At 54.0% G+C, this 20,716-nt stretch carries 15 protein-coding genes; 8 read left to right on the forward strand and 7 right to left on the reverse strand.

The annotated features are described in order from the left end of the window. Nucleotides 1–116: 116 nt before the first annotated feature. Nucleotides 117–2,732 carry a DUF3772 domain-containing protein gene (locus tag J4E05_RS08990; protein ID WP_349594461.1) on the reverse strand — a complete coding sequence of 872 codons (2,616 nt, stop codon included), beginning with the start codon at nucleotides 2,730–2,732 and terminating at the stop codon, nucleotides 117–119. A 281-nt stretch (nucleotides 2,733–3,013) separates the two neighbouring features. On the opposite strand from J4E05_RS08990, the gene J4E05_RS08995 reads away from it, so the two are divergent. From J4E05_RS08995 to lpdA, 8 genes are all read left to right on the forward strand, one after another. Then, nucleotides 3,014–4,003 (forward strand): CorA family divalent cation transporter, encoded by a 990-nt coding sequence (locus J4E05_RS08995; protein WP_085588361.1) that lies wholly within the window; start codon nucleotides 3,014–3,016, stop codon nucleotides 4,001–4,003. Nucleotides 4,004–4,257: 254 nt separating this feature from the next. After that, nucleotides 4,258–5,382 (forward strand): cell division protein ZapE, encoded by a 1,125-nt coding sequence (gene zapE / locus J4E05_RS09000; RefSeq protein WP_085588359.1) that lies wholly within the window; start codon nucleotides 4,258–4,260, stop codon nucleotides 5,380–5,382. 853 nt (nucleotides 5,383–6,235) lie between these two features. Next, nucleotides 6,236–7,186 (forward strand): malate dehydrogenase, encoded by a 951-nt coding sequence (gene mdh, locus J4E05_RS09005; RefSeq protein WP_349594466.1) that lies wholly within the window; start codon nucleotides 6,236–6,238, stop codon nucleotides 7,184–7,186. Between the two features lie 147 nt (nucleotides 7,187–7,333). Then, entirely contained in the window at nucleotides 7,334–8,563 is a 1,230-nt protein-coding gene (gene sucC, locus J4E05_RS09010) for an ADP-forming succinate--CoA ligase subunit beta (RefSeq protein WP_349594672.1), read from the forward strand. Between the two features lie 2 nt (nucleotides 8,564–8,565). Continuing rightward, nucleotides 8,566–9,441, forward strand: coding sequence for a succinate--CoA ligase subunit alpha (gene sucD, locus J4E05_RS09015; RefSeq protein WP_085588351.1), 876 nt, complete (start codon nucleotides 8,566–8,568; stop codon nucleotides 9,439–9,441). A gap of 69 nt (nucleotides 9,442–9,510) precedes the next feature. Beyond that, entirely contained in the window at nucleotides 9,511–12,426 is a 2,916-nt protein-coding gene (locus tag J4E05_RS09020) for a 2-oxoglutarate dehydrogenase E1 component (protein ID WP_349594470.1), read from the forward strand. A gap of 114 nt (nucleotides 12,427–12,540) precedes the next feature. Further along, the gene (odhB, locus tag J4E05_RS09025) at nucleotides 12,541–13,821 is read left to right on the forward strand and encodes a 2-oxoglutarate dehydrogenase complex dihydrolipoyllysine-residue succinyltransferase (protein WP_085588347.1); all 1,281 of its coding nucleotides are present in this window, start codon (nucleotides 12,541–12,543) and stop codon (nucleotides 13,819–13,821) included. Between the two features lie 24 nt (nucleotides 13,822–13,845). Then, the gene (lpdA, locus tag J4E05_RS09030; protein ID WP_085588345.1) at nucleotides 13,846–15,252 is read left to right on the forward strand and encodes a dihydrolipoyl dehydrogenase; all 1,407 of its coding nucleotides are present in this window, start codon (nucleotides 13,846–13,848) and stop codon (nucleotides 15,250–15,252) included. A gap of 99 nt (nucleotides 15,253–15,351) precedes the next feature. Here lpdA and J4E05_RS09035 read toward each other — a convergent pair whose 3' ends face one another. From J4E05_RS09035 to dctP, 6 genes are all read right to left on the reverse strand, one after another. Further along, nucleotides 15,352–16,281, reverse strand: coding sequence for a glycoside hydrolase family 18 protein (locus tag J4E05_RS09035; protein ID WP_349594474.1), 930 nt, complete (start codon nucleotides 16,279–16,281; stop codon nucleotides 15,352–15,354). A gap of 141 nt (nucleotides 16,282–16,422) precedes the next feature. After that, nucleotides 16,423–17,412: an alpha/beta hydrolase gene (locus J4E05_RS09040; protein WP_349594477.1), complete on the reverse strand. Its 990-nt coding sequence runs from the start codon at nucleotides 17,410–17,412 to the stop codon at nucleotides 16,423–16,425. Beyond that, nucleotides 17,409–17,762, reverse strand: a complete 354-nt coding sequence (locus J4E05_RS09045; protein ID WP_349594480.1) for a hypothetical protein — start codon at nucleotides 17,760–17,762, stop codon at nucleotides 17,409–17,411. Before J4E05_RS09045 ends, J4E05_RS09040 begins: the two co-directional genes overlap by 4 nt. Before the next feature lie 17 nt (nucleotides 17,763–17,779). Further along, nucleotides 17,780–19,060, reverse strand: coding sequence for a TRAP transporter large permease (locus J4E05_RS09050; protein ID WP_349594483.1), 1,281 nt, complete (start codon nucleotides 19,058–19,060; stop codon nucleotides 17,780–17,782). Between the two features lie 14 nt (nucleotides 19,061–19,074). Continuing rightward, entirely contained in the window at nucleotides 19,075–19,593 is a 519-nt protein-coding gene (locus J4E05_RS09055; RefSeq protein WP_349594486.1) for a TRAP transporter small permease, read from the reverse strand. 27 nt (nucleotides 19,594–19,620) lie between these two features. Then, a complete protein-coding gene (gene dctP / locus J4E05_RS09060) occupies nucleotides 19,621–20,634 on the reverse strand; it encodes a TRAP transporter substrate-binding protein DctP (RefSeq protein ID WP_349594489.1) in 1,014 nt (337 codons plus the stop codon). Nucleotides 20,635–20,716 lie beyond the last annotated feature (82 nt).

The following is a 20,716-nucleotide window of genomic DNA, read 5'->3' on the forward strand; positions in this document are numbered from 1 at the left end:
AAAAGCGCGCCGCTTCCATTCGTTTTTCCCAACAAAAAATCCCGTGTCACGCCCTGTCTCAACAGGGGCGCAACACAGGATTTTTCTTTTTGCAAAAAACTTAAAGCCAGCCTTTTCTATCGTTCCCCGTCAGGCAAATCCCGTGTCGCCGGGGTGGCTTGTGCCGGGCTATCCTGGGTTTTGGGTTGATCATAACCGGTGTCTGAACTTTGCTGTTCCGGCTTCGCACTTTGGGGCTGGGAAACAATCTCGCCGGCCTGACGGTACTTGCCGGTTTCTTCGTCACCATCCTCAACCGCGGCTTTATTTTTACGTACGCGCGGCTCGCCCGAAAGACTGCGAATGGCAGCTTCCAACCGGTCCATATCACGCAAGTTGATGTCGCGTTGCGGAAATGGAATTTCGATACCTTCCTCGCGAAAACGTTCCAGCAATTCAAAACGAATCGCACTGGCAACCGCCAGCACATCGCCAATATCGCGCAGGAAATAACGCAATTCAAAATCAAGCGAACTATCGCCAAAACCCAAAAACACGACCTGAGGGGCAGGATAACTTAAAATTTCACGCCGCTTGTCGGCCAGTTCGAGCATAATATCGCGAACCTTGTTCGCATCTGTCCCGTAAGAAACCCCGATGGGTACAATACCCCGCCCGGAACGTTCTTTCAGGGTCCAGTTCAATACGCGGTTTGAAATCAGTTCCGAATTGGGGATAACCACCGATGCCCGGTCAAAGGTTTCAATTTCGGTAGCACGTACCCGGATGTCTTTAACAAACCCCTGATCAGCCCCGACCACAATCCAGTCGCCAACCTTGATCGGCCGTTCAATCAGCAAAATCAGGCCGGAAACAAAGTTATTCACGATACTTTGCATCCCGAAACCGATACCAACCGAAATGGCACCGGCGATGATGGCCAGATTGGACAGGTCAACACCGGCTGCCGACACCGCAATCAGTATTGCCAGGCCAATCCCGACATAGCCAAAAATGGCCGAAACCGAATGCTGCAAGCCCTGATCAAGTTTGGTATTGGGTAAAACACGGGTGTTAAGCATACGCTGGAAAAACCGCATCAGGCTTAACAGCAGCAAAAACAGGAAGACACCAATCAGAATGGCCCGAAGCGAAATATTGATACTGCCAATCTGAATACCGACAAAAGCCGCCTCCACCGCGCTAATCAAATCGGCCCAGGCAATATCGGTAAACACCATAATCGCGGTTGGAAAAGCCACGATCATCATCATTGCGTCGATGGTGACCCGCAACCAGAAATATAATGTGCCATGCACAGCATCACTGGTGCTCTCATCCTTTACGGCCTCCGGTTTGACCAGATAAGTATGAATGAGGGCGCGCAAAAATTCGCGCAGCAGCCAGTAACTGGTGGCGAATGCAAGCGCGAGCATCATGTTTTCCAGCACAAAACGCGCCAGCGCCACATACCCGATAAATGACAGGATGGGCAACAACACCGATACAAACAGCACCACCCGGCGACAGCGGCGCTCAACCTTGCGCCACCAGTTTTGTTGTTCGTCTACCGCGTCATGTTCCCACCAGGTTCCCAGGGCAGCCACAAACATCACGGCACAGATCAGCGTGATATTACTAAGGCTTTGCACAAGTGCCAGATCAAGAGAAGCCCCAATGGTGGTTGCCCCTTGCAGCAAGACAATGTCCGAAGCAAAAATTATAGCAGCAAAAAGAGCAGAAAACCCGACAACCCTGGCGCCACGAACAGTCGTCCCGGCCGATCGCATTTGCGGGGCAAACGGCGAAAAAACGCTGCGGATCGACGCGCCGACAAACATCAGGAACAGGGCAGCAAAAAAGCACTGATTAATCAGTTCGCCACCGCTGCCCACCATCAGGTCATCCTGAGAGATCAGAATGCGATAAATCACAAACAGCAGCAAACCCGGCACAATTGCAGTCAACGAAAACCGCGTACCGGAAATCAGCGCCATTCGGTCTTCGTCTGATGTGTTTCGCCACCGTGCCGGTAAAAACCGAAAAACCAGCACCTCGCCCCCAATCAGGGCCGATGCAATGGCAAACAGTAAAAACACCAGTTCCGGGGCAACATCTTCCAGTCGGTCGCCAATATGGTCCACCAGATTAACATCCGAATACCGGCTGCGCACGACATCGGGAAGCTGCATGGCTTCGGCCCAGCTTTTTTGCCAAACCGTCGGGTCCCACGGCACATCGGCACGGCTGAAAATGCGGCGGGTAAAACGTTCGCGCGACAGCCGGCCAACCTGGTCAAGCAACTCCCCGGCGCGAAATGCTGCCAGTTCACCCTGCTTCTGGATGCCGCTAACCCGCGAAATTTCCTTGTTTAAACGGTCACGCTCTGCCGTAACGGCAGGAACTTCGCCTGCATCCCCTTCGGGTTTAGGCCCCAACTTTCCCAAAGCCGCATTCAGCCTTTCCAGCTTGGTCTGCGCCAGGGCTTCAAGGTCGCGTGTACCATCAATCGAGCGTTCAAGTTCGGTTCGGCCATCGGCCAGTTCGCGTCCGCTCACCCCGGCACCCGACAACTGTTTTTCAACCTTGTCGAAAATCCTGTTCCAGCGCGTCAGGGACTTTTGCGAATTTTCAAGGATGTTCGTCTCGTCGACACCATCAACCTTGCTTTGTGCATGGCCAGTCCCTGGTGTTCCCATTGCCATTACCAGCGCAAAAAGAACCAACAACATGACATGGCGAAACTTTTTCATATTTTCCCGAACCATCGTGAATTTTTAATTGCCTTGCTGGGCATCTGATTTGTGCCCGAATTATCACGCCAGATCAAACGATCCCGTATCGGTATCGTTCCCGTATTATAATAATAACCCGCCCTGCGGCGTTTTACCTTTTACGACAGGGCACATCCCAGCCACATGAACAGGAATTGCATCAATCGCCCAAATTATCGAACCGCCACATAACTGCCTTTAAACATTTGTCATGTTAAACCTGTTTGTGCCCAACCCAAAACCGCCACGGACCAGAACCAATGACCCCAAAAGCACTGATCAATGCCTTTCGGATTAACAATAAAGGTAAGGGTGTTGCCCTATCCGGAGACGAATTTACCACATCATTTCCTGAAGTTGATGACGGTGAATTCATCTGGGTTCACCTTGACTGGATGGAACCAGGTGTTGCGTCATGGTTAACCGAGCAAGCAGGCCTTGAGGCCAGCATTGTCGAAACCCTGGCGACACGGGGCACCCGGCCATCGGTTCTGTTTTACGATCATGGCTATTCAATGAATTTACGCGGGGTAAACCTTAACAGGGAATCAGACCCGGCAGACATGATCTCGGTGCGAATATGGTGCAGTGACAAACTGGTGATCACCCTGCGCAACCAGCATATGCGTGCCTTTGACGATATCCGGGCCAGTATCGCCGAAAACGCGGCCCCCGGCAGCAGCGATGCCTTCGTGCTCACTCTGGCTGAACGGCTGGTCTTTCGCATCGATGCTGAAATACGCAATCTGGAAGAAAACCTCGACGATCTCGAAGATCAGATTGAAGATGTTCCCGAAACCAGAACCCTGCCTTTGCGCATGAAAACAGCCGATATGCGCCATCGGTTATCGCGATTACGCCGCCATATATCGCCCCAGCGCGATGCGATGGCAAAATTTGTCGAACAGAAACCAGCCTGGAGCGACAAAATACACAAACGCCGCGCCCGCACCCTGACCGACCGCGTCACCCGATTGGTCGAAGAACTCGACAGCTTGCGCGAACGCACCCAAATCGCCAATGACAGCCTGATGGCAGTTGAAACCGAGCGTATGAACCGGACCATGTACTGGCTGACTGTCATTGCCGGGCTGTTTCTGCCGATCAGTTTTGTCACCGGGCTTTTGGGTGTCAATGTGGGCGGCATCCCTGCTGCCAATAATTCCTGGGGGTTCTGGGGGGTATCAATCCTGCTCGCGGCACTTGTTGGTCTGGAAGTCTGGCTGTTTAAAAAAATGCGCCTGATCTGAGGCCTGCTGCACCTCCTGCATCCTTCAGCAAAGCCCGTTTAGACCCCGTGTACCCGCGTAACAGTTTTCGTCGCGGCATAAACAAAGCTGCATCACGCATATTGCATTGCACGATAGCGATGTTTTATGTCTTCTTATTCCAAATGGCCCGACAGAACGCCGGTATTGTTTTATGACTGGCACTTTCGGGCCAAAAATGTGCCGGATCGCAGCAAACCGGTGCGCCGCGTGTCCCACTGCCTGGAAGTTATCGAATGTCTGACGGCCCTCTTGCCCGGTATCGCAAAAAAATCGCTGATGGCGAACTGACCCATGATGCGATGCAGGAACTATGCGCTGAAAAGCTGCAAAGCCTGTTTAATGCCTTGCGCAATTATCGTCCCAATAATGGCAAGGGCACCTGGTATGAACGATTTGGCCTGACCAAACGCCGTAACGACCCTGAACCGCCACAGGGCCTTTATATTTACGGCGAAGTCGGGCGTGGCAAATCCATGCTGATGGACCTGTTTTACGAAACAGCCCCGGTTGAACATAAACGTCGGGTCCATTTCCACGATTTCATGCAGGATGTGCACGAACGGCTCCATAAATTTCGCAAAAGCCGCACCAGCGAGGAATCCGACCCAATTCCGCCGATCGCCAAAGACCTGGCCGATCAGGCGTGGCTGTTATGTTTTGACGAAATGCAAATCACCGACATTACCGACGCCATGATTGTCGGGCGCCTGTTTGAGCAATTATTTGATCATGGTGTGGTGGTGGTGACCACATCGAACCGCGTGCCCGATGATTTGTACAAGGATGGCCTGCAACGCCAGAATTTTGTGCCTTTCATCAATATGATCAAGGAAAAGCTCGACGTTTTAGAACTGGCCAGCCGCACCGATTACCGGATGCGTAATCTGACCGCAGCCGATGTATTCGTGTATCCGGCCGATGACAAAACCCCGGCCCGAATTGACGAATTATTTGCCAAGGTTACCGAAGGTGCCCGCGTTGATGCCGATAGCCTGCGTGTTAAAGGCCGCGACATTGCCATTCGCGCAGCAGGAGCCGGGGTCGCCCGGTTCAGTTTCGAAGAACTATGCACGCGCCCGCTTGGCCCCGGCGACTATATCGCGCTGGCGACCCATTTTCACACCATCGTCATCGATCTGATTCCCCAGATCGATGCCTCGCGCAGCGATTGGGCCAAACGCTTTAACACCCTGATTGATGCGATGTACGAACATAAAACCAACCTGATTTGTGCCATGCAAACCAGCCCCGAGGACCTCTATACAAAGGGCGATTTTTCGTTCGAGTTCCAACGCACAGTGTCACGGCTAACCGAAATGCGCAGCCAGGAATATCTTGATCAGCCGCATCTGACCTGACGGCTTATCGCCAGGCTCTCTGAATAAAACAGTGTTTTCTGTGCCGCGCCGGCCAACACATTTAAATCCTGAATGCTTGGTAAGGCACGGCTGACACCCGGTTTTACCTGCCGGTTTTGGCCAACATGTGGTGTATTGCCGCCCCCATCAATACGCGAAAACCGGCACGCGCATTGGCCCGGGTCGGGGCTTTGCACCTGCCGGCACACCGCCCCCCGGCAGAAAATTCAAATTTCAAACAAAACACCCCTGTGAAAGGGCAATGCTACCGGGAACTTTGATGTTGCCTGTTCCACCATCCGGTTTTTTTCGCAATCACAGGCCTTGCCCGCATCGACTCCAATTCGACCCGATGTTGGTATTGCCGCATAATTCAACCTGCACACGATCCGGTCGACGTGGAATATTGCGCAAAAGCTGTCATAAACGGTTTCAAACGGCAGAATATTTGATCAAATCGCGTAAGATAACGTCCCGCTGATCGCATGGCTGATCCCCGGTTCGCGCAAACCTTGGAGTTTTTAAAAGGTAAACTGCTGCAATTTTGTACCACTGCCAAACTGTTAGGCAGGGCCAAGCTGTATACAGAGCGAGAGTTTGCCACGCCTTTCGCTTGTTTCGCAGTCGCAACATGATCGCTTTTTAAGCGTTTAGACAATAGTTGCAACAAACCCGGAACTGGCGGTTTTCCGCGTCAAAACAACGGCGTTTCCCCTTGTAAAACGGGACGAATCGGTTTACCACACACGATGTTTGCGAACGATTGTTTCGCGTTCGCAGGTTTACATTTTCAATCGCGCTCCCCAGTTAAGTTTCAACGCCCCGGAAGCGCAATAGGGAAGAAGGTAACGGAATGGCCCGCAACAAGATCGCGCTCGTCGGCGCTGGCAATATCGGTGGAACTCTGGCCCACCTCGCTGGCCTGAAAGAGCTTGGCGACGTCGTCCTTTTCGACATCGTTGATGGCATGCCGCAGGGCAAATCGCTTGATATTGCTGAATCCTCACCCGTCGACATGTTTGATGCCGACCTTAAGGGTACCAGTGACTATGCCGGTATCGCCGGTGCCGATGTTGTCATCGTCACCGCAGGTGTCGCCCGCAAGCCGGGCATGAGCCGTGATGATCTGATCGGCATCAACACCAAAGTCATGACCCAGGTTGGTCAGGGCATTAAAGAACATGCCCCGGATGCATTTGTTATCGTCATCACCAACCCGCTTGATGCAATGGTCTGGGTGATGCAGCAGGCAACCGGCTTTGATCCGAAAAAAGTCGTCGGCATGGCCGGCGTTCTGGACTCTGCCCGTTTCCGTTATTTCCTTGCCGAAGAATTCAAGGTTTCGGTCAAAGACGTCACCGCATTCGTGCTGGGTGGCCACGGCGACACCATGGTGCCGTCGATCCGTTACTCGACCGTTGCCGGCGTTCCGATCCCTGATCTGATCAAAATGGGTTGGACCACGCAGGAAAAGATCGACCAGATCGTTCAGCGCACCCGTGATGGCGGTGCCGAAATCGTTGGCCTGCTGAAAACCGGTTCGGCATTCTATGCCCCGGCAGCATCAGCGATTTCAATGGCTGAAAGCTACCTCAAAGACCAGAAGCGCGTCATGCCGGTTGCTGCCTACCTGAGCGGCCAGTACGGCGTTGATGGCCTTTATGTCGGTGTTCCGGTTGTTCTTGGCGCTGGTGGCGTCGAGCGCATTGTCGAGATCAATCTTGACGAAGAAGAACAAGAGAACTTCAACAAGTCCGTGGCGGCCGTTCGCGGCCTTGTCGACGCCGCCAAGGGCATGCTGTAAGAAACGCGGAACGGGCTGGTTTTTAGACTGGCCCGTTTTTCTGTCATTGCCGGGATTGGAATTTTTCAAGGTAATGGCCGCGCGGATCGCAACAACGTCCCTGTCTGTAAGCGGGACATTGAAACCACGATTTCTGACCCACAGGAAATCGTACGGAAGGCAAGAAAGCGACCGAACATGAACATTCATGAGTACCAGGCGAAAGAAATTCTTCGCAAATACGGTGTGACCGTGCCGAACGGCAAGGTTGCCTATACCGCACAGGAAGCTACCGAGGCAGCACAGTCTCTTGCTGGCCCCATTTATGTCGTCAAGTCCCAGATCCATGCTGGTGGCCGCGGCAAAGGGACCTTCAAGGAAGCCACTGCCGGTGACAAAGGCGGCGTTCGCGTCGTTAAAAGTGTCGAAGAAGTCGGCACCAATGCAGGCCAGATGCTGGGCGCGACCCTGGTTACCCACCAGACCGGGCCGGACGGCAAGGAAGTCAAGCGCGTCTATATCGAAGAAGGTTGCGACATCGCACGCGAACTTTATCTTTCGATCCTCGTAGACCGCGCTTCATCACGCGTTATCTTCATGGCCTCCACCGAAGGTGGCATGGACATTGAAGAAGTCGCTGAAGCAACCCCGGACAAGATCGTCACCGTTGACATCGATCCGGCATCGGGCTTCTCGGGCTTCCACGGCCGCAAGCTGGCATTCGCTCTGGGCCTTGAAGGCAAGCAGGTTTCCAAGGCCGTCAAATTCATGACCGCCATGTATAAATGCTTCCTCGAAACCGATGCTGCCATGGTTGAAATCAACCCGCTGGTCGTCACCGGTGATGGCGACATCATCGCGCTTGATTGCAAAATGAACTTTGATGACAACGCATTGTTCCGCCATGCCGACATCGAAGAACTGCGCGACGAAGACGAAGAAAACCCGGCCGAACTTGAAGCTGCAAAACACAGCCTCAACTACATCAAACTTGATGGCAAAATTGGCTGCATGGTCAATGGTGCCGGTCTGGCCATGGCAACCATGGACATCATCAAGCTGTATGGCGGTTCTCCGGCAAACTTCCTGGACGTTGGCGGCGGTGCCACCAAGGAACGCGTGACGACAGCTTTCAAGCTGATCCTGTCTGACTCGAATGTCGAAGGCATTCTGGTTAACATTTTCGGTGGCATCATGCGCTGTGACGTTATTGCCGAAGGCGTTATCGCCGCAGCACGTGAAGTCAGCCTGAATGTTCCGCTGGTCGTTCGCCTTGAAGGCACCAACGTTGATCTTGGCAAGAAGATCCTTGAAGAATCCGGTCTGCCGATCGTGTCGGCCGACAATCTTGCCGATGCCGCCGAAAAGGTGGTTAAAGCTGTGAAGGAGGCCGCGTAACCATGGCTGTTCTCGTCGATAAAAACACCAAAGTTATCTGCCAGGGTTTCACCGGTTCGCAGGGTACCTTCCACAGCGAACAGGCCATTGCCTATGGCACCAAAATGGTCGGTGGCGTTACCCCGGGCAAAGGTGGTACCAAGCACCTTGACCTGCCGGTTTTCAACACGGTTGATGAAGCTGTTCATGTTACCGGTGCCAATGCATCGGTCATTTATGTGCCGCCGCCCTTCGCGGCTGATGCCATCCTTGAAGCAATTGATGCCGGTATCGAACTGGCTGTTTGCATCACCGAAGGCATTCCTGTTGCCGACATGGTTCGCGTCAAGCGCGCCCTTGACGGTTCCAAAACCCGCCTGATCGGCCCGAACTGCCCGGGTGTTATCACCCCGGACGAATGCAAGATCGGCATTATGCCCGGCCACATTCACCGCCGCGGTAAAATCGGTATCGTTTCACGTTCCGGCACCCTGACCTACGAAGCCGTTGCCCAGACCACGGCAGCCGGCCTTGGCCAGTCAACCTGCATCGGTATCGGCGGCGACCCCGTTAACGGCACCAACTTCATCGATTGCCTTGACCTGTTCCTGCGGGATCCGGAAACCGAAGGCATCATCATGATTGGTGAAATTGGCGGTTCTGCCGAAGAAGAGGCTTGCGAATTCCTGCAGGCATCCAATGTTAAAAAGCCTGTCGCCGGTTTCATCGCCGGTGTTACCGCTCCTCCGGGTAAACGCATGGGCCATGCCGGTGCAATCATTTCCGGTGGTAAAGGCACTGCGGATGCTAAAATGGAAGCAATGCGCAGCGCAGGTGTACTAGTTGCCGATTCCCCGGCAAGCCTTGGCTCGACCATGCTCAAGGCTTTGAAAGGGTAATCAGGGTAGTCAGAGGAAAGGCAAAGGAAGGCGTAGCCCTTTTGGGGTCATCGCCTTCCACGACCACAAATGAAACCTCAAGATCTTGACACGATTCTAACCGAGTCGAATGCAACCTATATCGCGGAACTTTACGCCCGGTATCTGGAAAACCCCCAGTCGGTAGACCAGAGCTGGGCCGAGTTTTTTGCAGGGTTGCAGGACGACGCATCCGACCTCCTCGCTGAAATGCGCGGGCCGACCTGGCAGCCACGGGAAACCAAGGTTGTCGGCGGTATGGAAGGTTACGACGTATCCCAGGGATACAGCGAACGTCCGGTCAATGGCGGTTATGCCCCGGCTGCGGTAGCACCCGCATCCCAGGGCGCGGCCGTTAATTCCGATGCCATCCGGGCGGCCGCAAATGATTCAATTCGCGCCCTGATGCTGATCCGCTCCTATCGCGTGCGCGGCCATCTGGAAGCCAATCTTGATCCGCTGGGCCTTGCCCCGCGTGATCCCCACCCGGAATTGCATCCGAAAACCTATGGCTTCACCGAAGCTGATATGGATCGTCCGGTTTTCATCGCCAATGTTCTTGGCCTTGAATCGGCAACCATTCGCCAGATCGTATCGATGGCCCGCAAAACCTATTGCGGTTCTATCGGTATTGAATTCATGCATATTCAGGAACCTGAGCAGAAAGCATGGATTCAGCAGCGTATTGAAACCATCGGCAATCAGACCGAATTTACCAAGCGTGGCAAGGAAGCCATTCTGGATCGCCTGATTGAAGCCGAAGGGTTTGAAAACTATCTTCACACCAAATATGTCGGCACCAAACGTTTTGGTATCGATGGTGGCGAAGCCCTGATCCCGGCCCTTGAACAAATCCTGAAACGCGGCAGCCAGCTTGGCATCCGTGAAGTTGTGTTTGGGATGCCCCACCGTGGCCGTCTGAACGTTCTGGCCAATGTGATGGCCAAGCCGTTCCAGGCGATTTTCTCGGAATTTATGGGCAACCCGTCCAAACCCGACGATGTCATGGGTTCTGGCGACGTTAAATATCACCTTGGCACCTCTGCTGACCGTGAATTTGACGGCAACGTTGTTCACTTGTCGCTGACAGCGAACCCTTCGCACCTTGAGGCGGTTGATACCGTTGTTCTGGGTAAGGTTCGTGCCAAACAGGCACAGCGCAAGGATACCGCCCGCGAACAGGTTATGGGTATTCTGATGCATGGTGACGCGGCATTTGCCGGTCAGGGCCTTGTGGCAGAAACCTTCGATCTGTCGCATCTGAAAGGTTATCGCACCGGCGGTACCATTCATTTTGTGGTCAACAACCAGATCGGCTTTACCACCAAACCGTCTGACTCGCGTTCCTCGCCCTATTGCTCGGATATCGCCAAGGTCGTTCAGGCCCCGATCATCCATGTTAATGGCGATGACCCCGAAGCCGTGGTTCATGCTGCGCGCATCGCGACCGAATTCCGCCAGGAATTCAAACAGGATGTCGTGATCGACATGTTCTGCTATCGCCGCTTTGGTCACAACGAAAGCGACGAACCGGCCTTTACCCAGCCCAAGATGTATGACGTGATCGGCAAACACCCGACCGCCAAAGACATCTACGCCCAGCAGCTGGTCAAGGAAGGCGTGTTCACGGAAGAACAGGTCAAGGAACGGCTTGAAAAATTCCACGCCCATCTGGACGAGGAATTCCAGGCGTCCGAGAACTATCGTCCGAACAAGGCCGACTGGCTTGAAGGCAAATGGTCAGGGCTGGCATCCAGCCATGGCGAAGATGCCGACTGGATTGGCGAAACCGGTGTTGATGAAAACCTGTTGCAGGAAGTTGGCCGTGCGCTATCGACTGCACCAAGTGATTACGACATCAACCGCAAGATCCTGCGCCAGCTTAAAGCCAAGGCCAAAATGTTCGAGACCGGCGAAGGGATCGACTGGGCCACGGGCGAAGCACTGGCATTTGGTACCTTGATGTGCGAAGGCACCCCCGTGCGTCTGTCCGGTCAGGACAGCCAGCGCGGGACGTTCTCGCAACGTCATGCCAAACTGATCGATCAGACCACCGAGGCCAAATACACCCCGTTAAACAACATCCGTACCGGCCAGGCCGAGCTTGAAGTTCTCAACTCGCCCCTGTCCGAAGCCGGTGTTCTCGGGTTTGAATATGGCATCACCCTGGCAGAACCGCATTCTCTGGTTCTGTGGGAAGCACAGTTTGGCGACTTTGCCAACGGTGCCCAGGTGATCATTGACCAGTTCATCAGTTCGGGCGAAGCCAAATGGCTGCGTATGTCCGGCCTGGTCATGCTGTTGCCGCACGGCTTTGAAGGTCAGGGACCGGAACACAGCTCGGCACGTCTGGAACGGTATTTACAGCTTTGTGGTGAAAACAACATGCAGGTGGCGAACTGTACCACCCCTGCAAACTATTACCACATTCTGCGCCGCCAGATCCGCCGCAGCTTCCGCAAGCCGCTGATCCTGATGACGCCGAAATCGTTGCTGCGTCACAAGCAGTGCGTATCGAACCTGTCTGAATTTGCAGCAGGCACAACCTTCCAGCCCGTTCTGGCCGAAACCGCCAAACTGGTTGACGACAAGAAGGTCAAACGTGTCGTTCTGTGTTCGGGCAAGGTTTATTACGACCTGCTGGCAGAGCGTGACAACCGCGGTATCGAGGATGTCGCCATTGTACGTGTCGAACAGCTTTATCCGTTCCCGGAAAAGGAACTGGGTGCACAGCTGAGCCGATACAGCAATGCCGATGTGATCTGGTGTCAGGAAGAACCTGAAAATATGGGTTCGTGGTACTTTGTCGATCGTCGTATCGAAAAAGTCCTGACCGCCATCAAACACAAAACATCCCGTCCGGTATATGTCGGTCGTTCCACCGCTGCGTCGCCGGCAACCGGTCTTCTCAAGATTCACCTGCGCGAGCAGGCCGAACTTGTTGATGCCGCGCTCAGCGTCAAATGATTTCACAGACAGGCAGGGACCACTCCCTGCCTGTCTGGTCTGATCTGGTCACAACATATTTTTATTTGAAATCGGCAGACCCACACTGCCTTTTTAAAAACGGTCGAGGAAAAAATGGCGACTGAAGTTAAAGTTCCCGCGTTGGGCGAATCTGTTAGCGAAGCCACCATTGCCAAATGGTACAAAAAAGTCGGCGACACTGTTGCTGCTGACGAACCGATTGTTGAACTTGAAACCGACAAGGTTACGGTTGAAGTCAACTCTCCGGTTGCTGGCGCTATTGCCGAACTGATTGTTGGTGAAGGCGACGAAGTTGAAGTTGGTGCCCTGATCGCCATGATCAGCGAAGGCGCTGAAGGAACATCAGCCAAGGAAGAAGCCCCGGCTGAAGCCAAAGCTCCGGCGAAGGAAGAAGCTGCCCCTGCACCCAAGGAAGAAGCCAAACCGGCGGCTCCTGCTGCAGCAAGCGCACCGGCAACCCAGTCCGCCAACACCGATCACCCGCTGGCACCGGCTGTGCGTAAACTGGTCGAAGACAACAACCTTGATGCCTCGAAAATTCCGGCATCGGGCAAAGATGGCCGCCTGACCAAGGGCGACGTTCTGGATTATCTTGAGGGTGGCAAACCGGCCCCGCGTGCTGCTGCACCGGCCCCGGCAGCACCGGCAGGCCCGAAACCCCAGCGCGAACTGCGCGAAGGCGAAGAACGGGTTAAAATGTCCAAGCTGCGCCAGACCATTGCGCGCCGCCTGAAAGAAGCCCAGAACACCGCCGCCATGTTGACGACCTATAACGAAGTCGACATGACCAACCTTCTGGCGTGCCGTAACAAATACAAAGACGGCTTTGAAAAGAAACACGGCGTGAAACTTGGTTTCATGTCCTTCTTCATCAAGGCTTGCACAACCGCGCTGAACGAATGGCCGGCAGTGAATGCCGAAATCGACGGCGACAGCTTTGTTTACAAAAACTTCTGCGACATCGGCGTTGCCGTTGGCACCCCGCAGGGCTTGGTTGTTCCGGTAATCCGTTCGGCTGAAAAGAAAACCTTTGCCGATCTGGAAAGCACCATTGTCGATTTCGGCAAGCGTGCGCGTGACGGCAAATTGGGCATGGACGAAATGTCAGGCGGCTCCTTCACCATTTCCAACGGTGGTGTTTTCGGCTCCCTGCTGTCTTCGCCGATCCTCAATGCGCCGCAGTCGGGCATTCTGGGCATGCACAAAACCCAGATGCGCCCCGTTGCCATTGATGGCAAGGTTGAAATCCGTCCGATGATGTATCTGGCCCTGTCCTACGATCACCGTGTCATTGACGGCCGCGAAGCTGTTTCGTTCCTCGTGCGGGTTAAAGAATGCATCGAGAACCCGGAACGCATCCTGCTCGACATCTGATCAGACAAAAGGATCAAAGAACTCATGAGCGAGACCTATGATATTGTCGTGATCGGCGGCGGACCTGGCGGTTATGTATGCGCCATCCGTGCCGCACAGCTTGGCCTCAAGGTTGCCTGCGTTGAAAAACGCGGCACCCTGGGCGGCACCTGCCTGAATGTCGGATGTATTCCGTCAAAGGCATTGCTGCATTCTTCACACCTGTTTGAAGAAGCCGACAAGCATTTCGATACCCACGGCATCGACATCAATACCCCGAAGGTCAATCTTGAAAAGATGATGGCCCGCAAGGACAAGGTGGTTGATTCCAACGTCAAGGGCATCGAATTCCTGTTCAAGAAAAACAAGGTTACCTATGTCAAGGGTGCGGGCGAAATCGTCTCGGCAACCGAGGTTAAGGTGGCCCTGCTTGATGGCGGCGAAGAAACCCTGAACGCTAAAAACATCGTTATCGCAACCGGCTCGGAAGTAACCCCGCTGCCCGGCGTTGAAATCGATGAAAAACAGATCGTTTCCTCAACCGGTGCTTTGGAACTGTCATCTGTTCCCAAGAAACTGGTTGTCATCGGTGCTGGCGTGATCGGGCTTGAGCTTGGTTCCGTCTGGCGTCGTCTGGGCTCGGAAGTGACGGTTATCGAATATCTCGACCGTATTCTGCCCGGTATGGATGGCGAACTGGCCAAACAGACCCAGCGCATTTTCGCCAAACAGGGCCTGGATTTCAAACTGGGTCATAAAGTGACCGGTGCGAAAACCGCCAAAGGTGGTGTTAAGCTGACGGTTGAACCCTCCAAGGGGGGCGATGCCGAAGAAGTCAAGGCAGACGTTGTTCTGGTAGCCATCGGGCGTCGTCCGTTTGTCACCGGCCTTGGCCTTGATAATGCCGGTGTTGAGCTCGATGATCGCGGTCGCGTTAAAACCGACGAACATTTCCAGACCAACGTGCAGGGCATTTTCGCCATTGGCGATGCCATTGTTGGTCCGATGCTGGCGCATAAAGCCGAAGAAGACGGTGTCGCCCTGGCTGAAATGCTGGCCGGTGAAGAAGGCCATGTCGATTACGGCAAGGTCCCGGGTGTTGTTTACACCTGGCCGGAAGTTGCGGCGGTTGGCAAAACCGAAGAGCAACTGAAGGACGAAGGTGTCGACTATTCGGTTGGCAAATTCCCCTTCACCGCCAATGGCCGTGCCAAGGCAATGGAAAGCACCGAAGGTTTCGTCAAAATCCTGGAAGACAAGAAAACGCACCGCGTCGTCGGTTGCCACATTGTCGGCCCGGCTGCTGGCGACCTGATTGCCGAAGTTGTTCTGGCGATGGAATATGGCGCTTCTGCCGAAGACATCGCGCGCACCTGCCATGCCCACCCGGCCCTGGGTGAGGCCGTCAAGGAAGCCGCTTTGGCCGCCGATGACCGTGCGATCCATATGTAATTTCTGACATACCCTGTCAGCCAAACGGCCGCTCCTTTCGGGGCGGCCGTTTTTGTTTGGGCCAACATAACCTGATGACATTTGTTGGTCGGCTAGTGTTTATCCGGCATTCCCCGTCAGGGCATCGGCAACCGTGCTGATCCAGTCATATTCAAGGTCGGTGCTATTGGGGGACTGTGCCAGTTGCCAGCCCATCACCCCGCCAAAATCCGCACCATATTTGTGCACCAGCGGGGCCACGACATCCTCGCAAAATTCACCAACTGGCAAAAAACCGCTCCCGGCATTTTCGGGAGAGGTCGGTTTCCCCACCAACAGCTTTTCCACCGGCAAGCCCTGCCCGACCAGACCGACAATACTTGTCGGATATGGCGATGAGCCCGCCGTTCCCGCCACTTTCACCGTCTGTTCGGGGCCAGTGGTGCCAACAAAGCTTTCATTGTTGTAATATTGGATGTTCAGATAGTCGATCGCATCCCCCGCCAGCTTCATCACCTGCATATAGGTGCCACCGTAAAATGCCGGATCAAAATAAGGCGGTTGTGGCGCATGGGTGATGATATATTGCGGTGCAGGCAAGCTGGCACGTAGTTTTTTGGTCAGATTGACAAGAAACGCCACCGCATCATAGCACTCTTCTTTCTTGGCAGAATCGCCCATATAGACCAGGTCGGTCGTATCTTCCCAGTCGATGTCGATACCGTCAAATTTATGCTCTTTGACAAAATCAACCAATGCCGCGACAAAGGCATTCAGGTTATCGGCACACCCCTTCCAGGACGGCGTATCAAAGGTGGCGCCGCCCACGGCGACCAGAATTTTGCGCTTGCCGCCTTCCTTTGCCTTTTCAATATCATTGTTCTGGATCGCCGATTGCAAAGGCCAGTCTGCGTGAAGCGTACAGACACCATTGGCAAAATCGACCTGTGATATAAAGCTTTGAATCCCGATGCTACAGGCTGTACCCACCAGTTTTGAAACCGGCGCATTACCGTTATCGGTATAGATCACATTTTCAGGCGTTCTCATGACGTCCCCCTTCTATCGCGAAAGATTGATGCAAAACAGCACCCCTCGACGCGCCATCAAAAGCGATGTGATCAAAAAAAGGGGGGATATAGCCAACGCTATATCCCCCGCAAAATGTACTAGTCCTGCTGCCAGGGCGCGCTATTTTGCCGCAACCTGGTTTTGCGCCATCCAACCAACAATCATCGCAGCAATATCGGCACTATTGTTATCCATCATCGGAACATGGCTGTTGCCGCGAATGCCCATTAACGGCAAATCCATTTCGCAGCTGCTTTTCCCCGCAGCAGTCAGCACCTCTCGATACTGATCCGTCGCGCTCCGGTATTTTTTCCAGGATGGGACCTCGTTAATGAAATCACCCCACATAAACAAATGAGGAATATCCCCCATACGGGCGACATCTTCCGCTGTCAGTTGCGGCGCACCGGCAGGTTCAATCACCACAACCGATTTCACCAGATGCGGCACCCGTTTCACCATGTTAAGCGCAAACCAGCCCCCCTGGCTGTGCGCCACCAAATGCACCGGCCCGACCTTTTCCAAAGCCGCCTGATAGGCATCAAGGGTCATATCGTCATGGGTGGTCCAGCGCGGTACAAGCTGGGCGGCCAGCGCATCAAATGCCGACACCGGAAAGCGCTGTCCGTCAAAAGGAATGCGGGCATCAAACTCGGAACGTGCCCCCACCCGATACATGCTCCAGGCTTCTTCCTTGGTACGGAACACCGGCCCGGTATCGTAAATCTGCGGATAGGGCGACCAGGATGCCCGGCCGCGTTCCACTGCATCGGTGACAATAACGTCATACCCCGCCTGCAAAAACAGCCACTGCCAGCCCGGACGACCATCGGGCGTTGTTTCCCAAGTAACGCCGGTCATGGCCCCGCCATGCCAGAACATGACCGGATCATCATGGTGCGGGGCAGCCAGTTTCACATGGTTGGCATAAAGCTGACCGGTAACATAGGACCCGTTCAAATCCACTTCGCGCGCCATGCCTTCACCAGCAACCCGCATCATCAGGCGGGGCTGGTCGCTGAGTTCAACGGTTTCGCCGCCAATGTGAAAACTGCTGATTTCCGAAATCGTCACATTTTGCGGTTCGATTTTGCATAACGGCATCGTCATGATCGTGCCTCCACGCCAATATCGGACGCGGCAATATCATCCGGGTTCAACGCAATCAGCCGCACCCGAACGGACGTTTCGAACTTTTCGGCAAGGTAGCGGCAAATCGCATCAGCACAGGCCTTTCTCACAGCAGCCGGGCGGCTGTCAGAGGCGCGATGATCCATTCTGGCAAGCAAGGCACAGCCGGTTACCGCCCCAAATGCCGGAACAAACATGATTTGTTCCGTGCCCGCGCGCGGTGCGAGATGCTGATGAATGATCGCCAGTAAGTTTTCGGCGGTATCCGTGGCATCAAGGCTGACTTTTTCAACCAGTTCAGGACTAACAGTTACGGTCAATATTGGCATATCGCGGATTTTTCCAGTTAACGACCATAGGCAAGGTCAGGCAGCCACAGGCTGATCTGCGGCACAAAGGTCACAATCAGAAGCAGGAACATCAGGATCAGCACGAATGGCAGGGTTCCGCGAATGACGGTCGCCATCCGTTCACCTGAAATGTTCTTGAGAATGAAAAGGTTAAGGCCAACCGGCGGCGTCAATAGGGCCAGTTCCATATTCAGAACCACGACCAGACCGAAATGCACCGGGTCAATACCGAGATGGCTGATAATGGGCAGGACCAGCGGCACAAAAATCAGGATGACCGAAATCACCTCGAGGAACATGCCCAGGACAAACATGATCGCGTTTGCCAAAAGCAGGAACTGCCAGGCATTAAGGCCCCATTCCGTTACCATTGTCGCAATCGACCGGGTCACACCGGCACTGGTCAACCAGTGACCAAAGGCCAGCGCAGACAGAATGATCACAATGATCACCGCCGTTTGACGAATCCCGTCGGACAGCACATCGGGGATCTCGCGCAAGGGGACTTCGCGATAGATAAACACGCTGACAATGATCGCGGCAAAGGCAGCAACACCGGCGGCCTCGGAAACCGTGACAAAGCCGGTATAAATGCCGCCCAGCACCACCAGCGGAATAAACAGCGCCGGTACCGCCTCGCGACAACATTTAAGGGTTTCGGCAAAGGACATCCGGTCTTCAAGCGGCAATTTGTTTTTGCGCGAATACCAAATGATATAAGCGACAAACAACCCGCCCTGCAGCAAACCGGGAATCACCCCGGCCAAAAACAGGCGCGGGACCGATGCCTCGGCAATCAGACCATAAATCAGAAGCGGCAGGCTTGGCGGAATAAGAATGCCCAGGGTTCCTGCGGCCCCCACCGTTCCGACCGAAAAGCTGGCCGGATAATTCCGCCCCGCCATCGTCGGAATAAGGGCCGTGCCCATTGCCATTGCGGTTGCCACCGATGAGCCGCAAATGGCGGCAAAAAACGTGGTCGCAATCACGCAGACAATGGCCAGGCCACCCCGGTTACGCCCGGCAATGGTGCTGGCAAAATTAATCAGCGCCCGGGTGATACCACCACGTTCCATAAAGGTGGCGGCAATCACGAATAACGGCACCGCAACCAGCGTTTGCGAGTTCATTTCATTGGCAAACTGCTGGGCCAGCGAAATAAGCGGCACGCCATCCACCAGCCAGCCAATTACCGCAAGCGAGCCAAGCACAAGGTATATAGGAACCCCTGCCAGCAGCATCACAAAGAACAGCGCCAGCATTAACCAGATAATCATGGGAAATTTGTCCGTTAATCAACCGTCACAGAGGACGTTCTGCTTTCGGTCAGGCGTGTGATTAAAAGCATCACGTAACGCAGCAGTGAAAATCCGTAGCCAAAAGGCACAGCGAGATAAAAAATCCACATCGGGAAACTTAGCGAACTGTCGCTGATCTCGCCGAACCGCAGGCCAAACTGCACCACTTCGATCCCGGCCTTAAGGATGATCGCACAAAAAACAATGCCAACCAGCAAGACAAGAATTTCAAGGACCTTGCGCATTCTACGAGAAAACATGTCGACCACCAGGTCAGCACGAACGTGTTTATCCTGTGCGACAAGCGAGGGCAGACTTAACATTGTCGCCCAGCCCACCAGATAGACAGTCACCTCGGCCCCCCAGTCCGGCAAATAGGCCGGTGCCAGATAGCGAAGAACCGTCTCCCCCATGATCAGGATAATCGCCAGAATGGCCATTATCCCGATCAGGAATTTCTCAACACATTTAAGAACGTTCGAGACCCGGTATACGAAATTTAAAATACTCACGTTCTGCTCCGTACCCGGTTCAGGAATTTACTGTGCAGCGGCAATCGCGGCTTGTGCCCGGGCGATGAAGTCCTTGTCCATGTCAAGTTCATCAACGATTTCGGGTTGGGCCTTCATCAGTTTCTCACGCATTGCGGCCAGATCGGCAGGTTTGGCATCAATGGTTTCAATACCGTGTTCCGCATTGGTCTTACGGGCGTCAATCTGGGCCCGGGCGGCAACATCACGCACCTGGTCAACCATATTTTCCCACGTATCGCGCATCAGATTTTGCAAATCTTCCGGCAATTTGGACCATGCAGCCTGGCTAATGATCGGCACATATTCAATAAAAGCCTGCTTGTCTTCATAGGCGTATTTAATGCCTGCATCCCACAATTTCGAGCTGGCAACCGATTCCTGCGTTGCCCAAATCGCCGAAACCACATCGGTCTGCAAAGCCTGCGGTACATCGGACCAGGCAATTTGAACCGGATTTGAGCCAAACACCCGATAGCGTGCCAACGTTGCTGCACCGCCCGGAACACGAACAATCTTGTCCTTGAAATCATCAGGAGATTTAATCGGAACATCGGTGGTGAAAGCAGTGCCATAGCCAAGGTCAAACGGACGGCCCAGCACAACAACACCCAGCTTGTCTTCTATTCGCTGGTTCAATTCCTTGCCGATATCGCCATCGACAATCTTGTAAATCACATCTTTGCTTTGCCCGTAAAACATCGGCAACAACAACATTCCCGCTTCCGGAACATATTTGGAAAGATGCTGATGTGCCGGGGCTGCCATATCAATCGCACCCTGGGCAACGGCGGTTGCCACCATCGGCCCCTTGTATTTCGATGCCGAATCAAACACCCGCATTTCAAGCCGCCCACCCGACTTTTCGTTCAGGGCTTCGGCGAATTTACGGAATGACACGTTACGAACATGGTTGGGTGACGTATCAAGCGACACATCAATGGTATATTCGGCGGCATGTGCCTGCGGCAAGAATATCGCGCCAATCAATGCGGCAGCGGTAAAAAGTGCTGAAATCTTCATTAATCTGTTCCCTCCTGATGTGGCTATTGTTGATTTTTAGCCATGCGGACGCTAGCACTGCACCTATTGAAAGAGTAATATA

The organism is Thalassospira sp. NFXS8 (genome assembly GCF_040148805.1).
Taxonomy (GTDB): Bacteria; Pseudomonadota; Alphaproteobacteria; order Rhodospirillales; family Thalassospiraceae; genus Thalassospira.

Bases quoted from the DNA above. Each gene is read 5' to 3' on its own strand.
- J4E05_RS09040 (WP_349594477.1), bottom strand. From the start codon at position 17,412: ATGACGATGCCGTTATGCAAAATCGAACCGCAAAATGTGACGATTTCG.
- zapE (WP_085588359.1), top strand. From the start codon at position 4,258: ATGTCTGACGGCCCTCTTGCCCGGTATCGCAAAAAAATCGCTGATGGC.
- mdh (WP_349594466.1), top strand. From the start codon at position 6,236: ATGGCCCGCAACAAGATCGCGCTCGTCGGCGCTGGCAATATCGGTGGA.
- J4E05_RS08990 (WP_349594461.1), bottom strand. From the start codon at position 2,732: ATGAAAAAGTTTCGCCATGTCATGTTGTTGGTTCTTTTTGCGCTGGTA.
- J4E05_RS08995 (WP_085588361.1), top strand. From the start codon at position 3,014: ATGACCCCAAAAGCACTGATCAATGCCTTTCGGATTAACAATAAAGGT.
- dctP (WP_349594489.1), bottom strand. From the start codon at position 20,634: ATGAAGATTTCAGCACTTTTTACCGCTGCCGCATTGATTGGCGCGATA.
- odhB (WP_085588347.1), top strand. From the start codon at position 12,541: ATGGCGACTGAAGTTAAAGTTCCCGCGTTGGGCGAATCTGTTAGCGAA.
- J4E05_RS09020 (WP_349594470.1), top strand. From the start codon at position 9,511: ATGAAACCTCAAGATCTTGACACGATTCTAACCGAGTCGAATGCAACC.
- J4E05_RS09045 (WP_349594480.1), bottom strand. From the start codon at position 17,762: ATGCCAATATTGACCGTAACTGTTAGTCCTGAACTGGTTGAAAAAGTC.
- J4E05_RS09050 (WP_349594483.1), bottom strand. From the start codon at position 19,060: ATGATTATCTGGTTAATGCTGGCGCTGTTCTTTGTGATGCTGCTGGCA.
- sucD (WP_085588351.1), top strand. From the start codon at position 8,566: ATGGCTGTTCTCGTCGATAAAAACACCAAAGTTATCTGCCAGGGTTTC.
- lpdA (WP_085588345.1), top strand. From the start codon at position 13,846: ATGAGCGAGACCTATGATATTGTCGTGATCGGCGGCGGACCTGGCGGT.
- J4E05_RS09035 (WP_349594474.1), bottom strand. From the start codon at position 16,281: ATGAGAACGCCTGAAAATGTGATCTATACCGATAACGGTAATGCGCCG.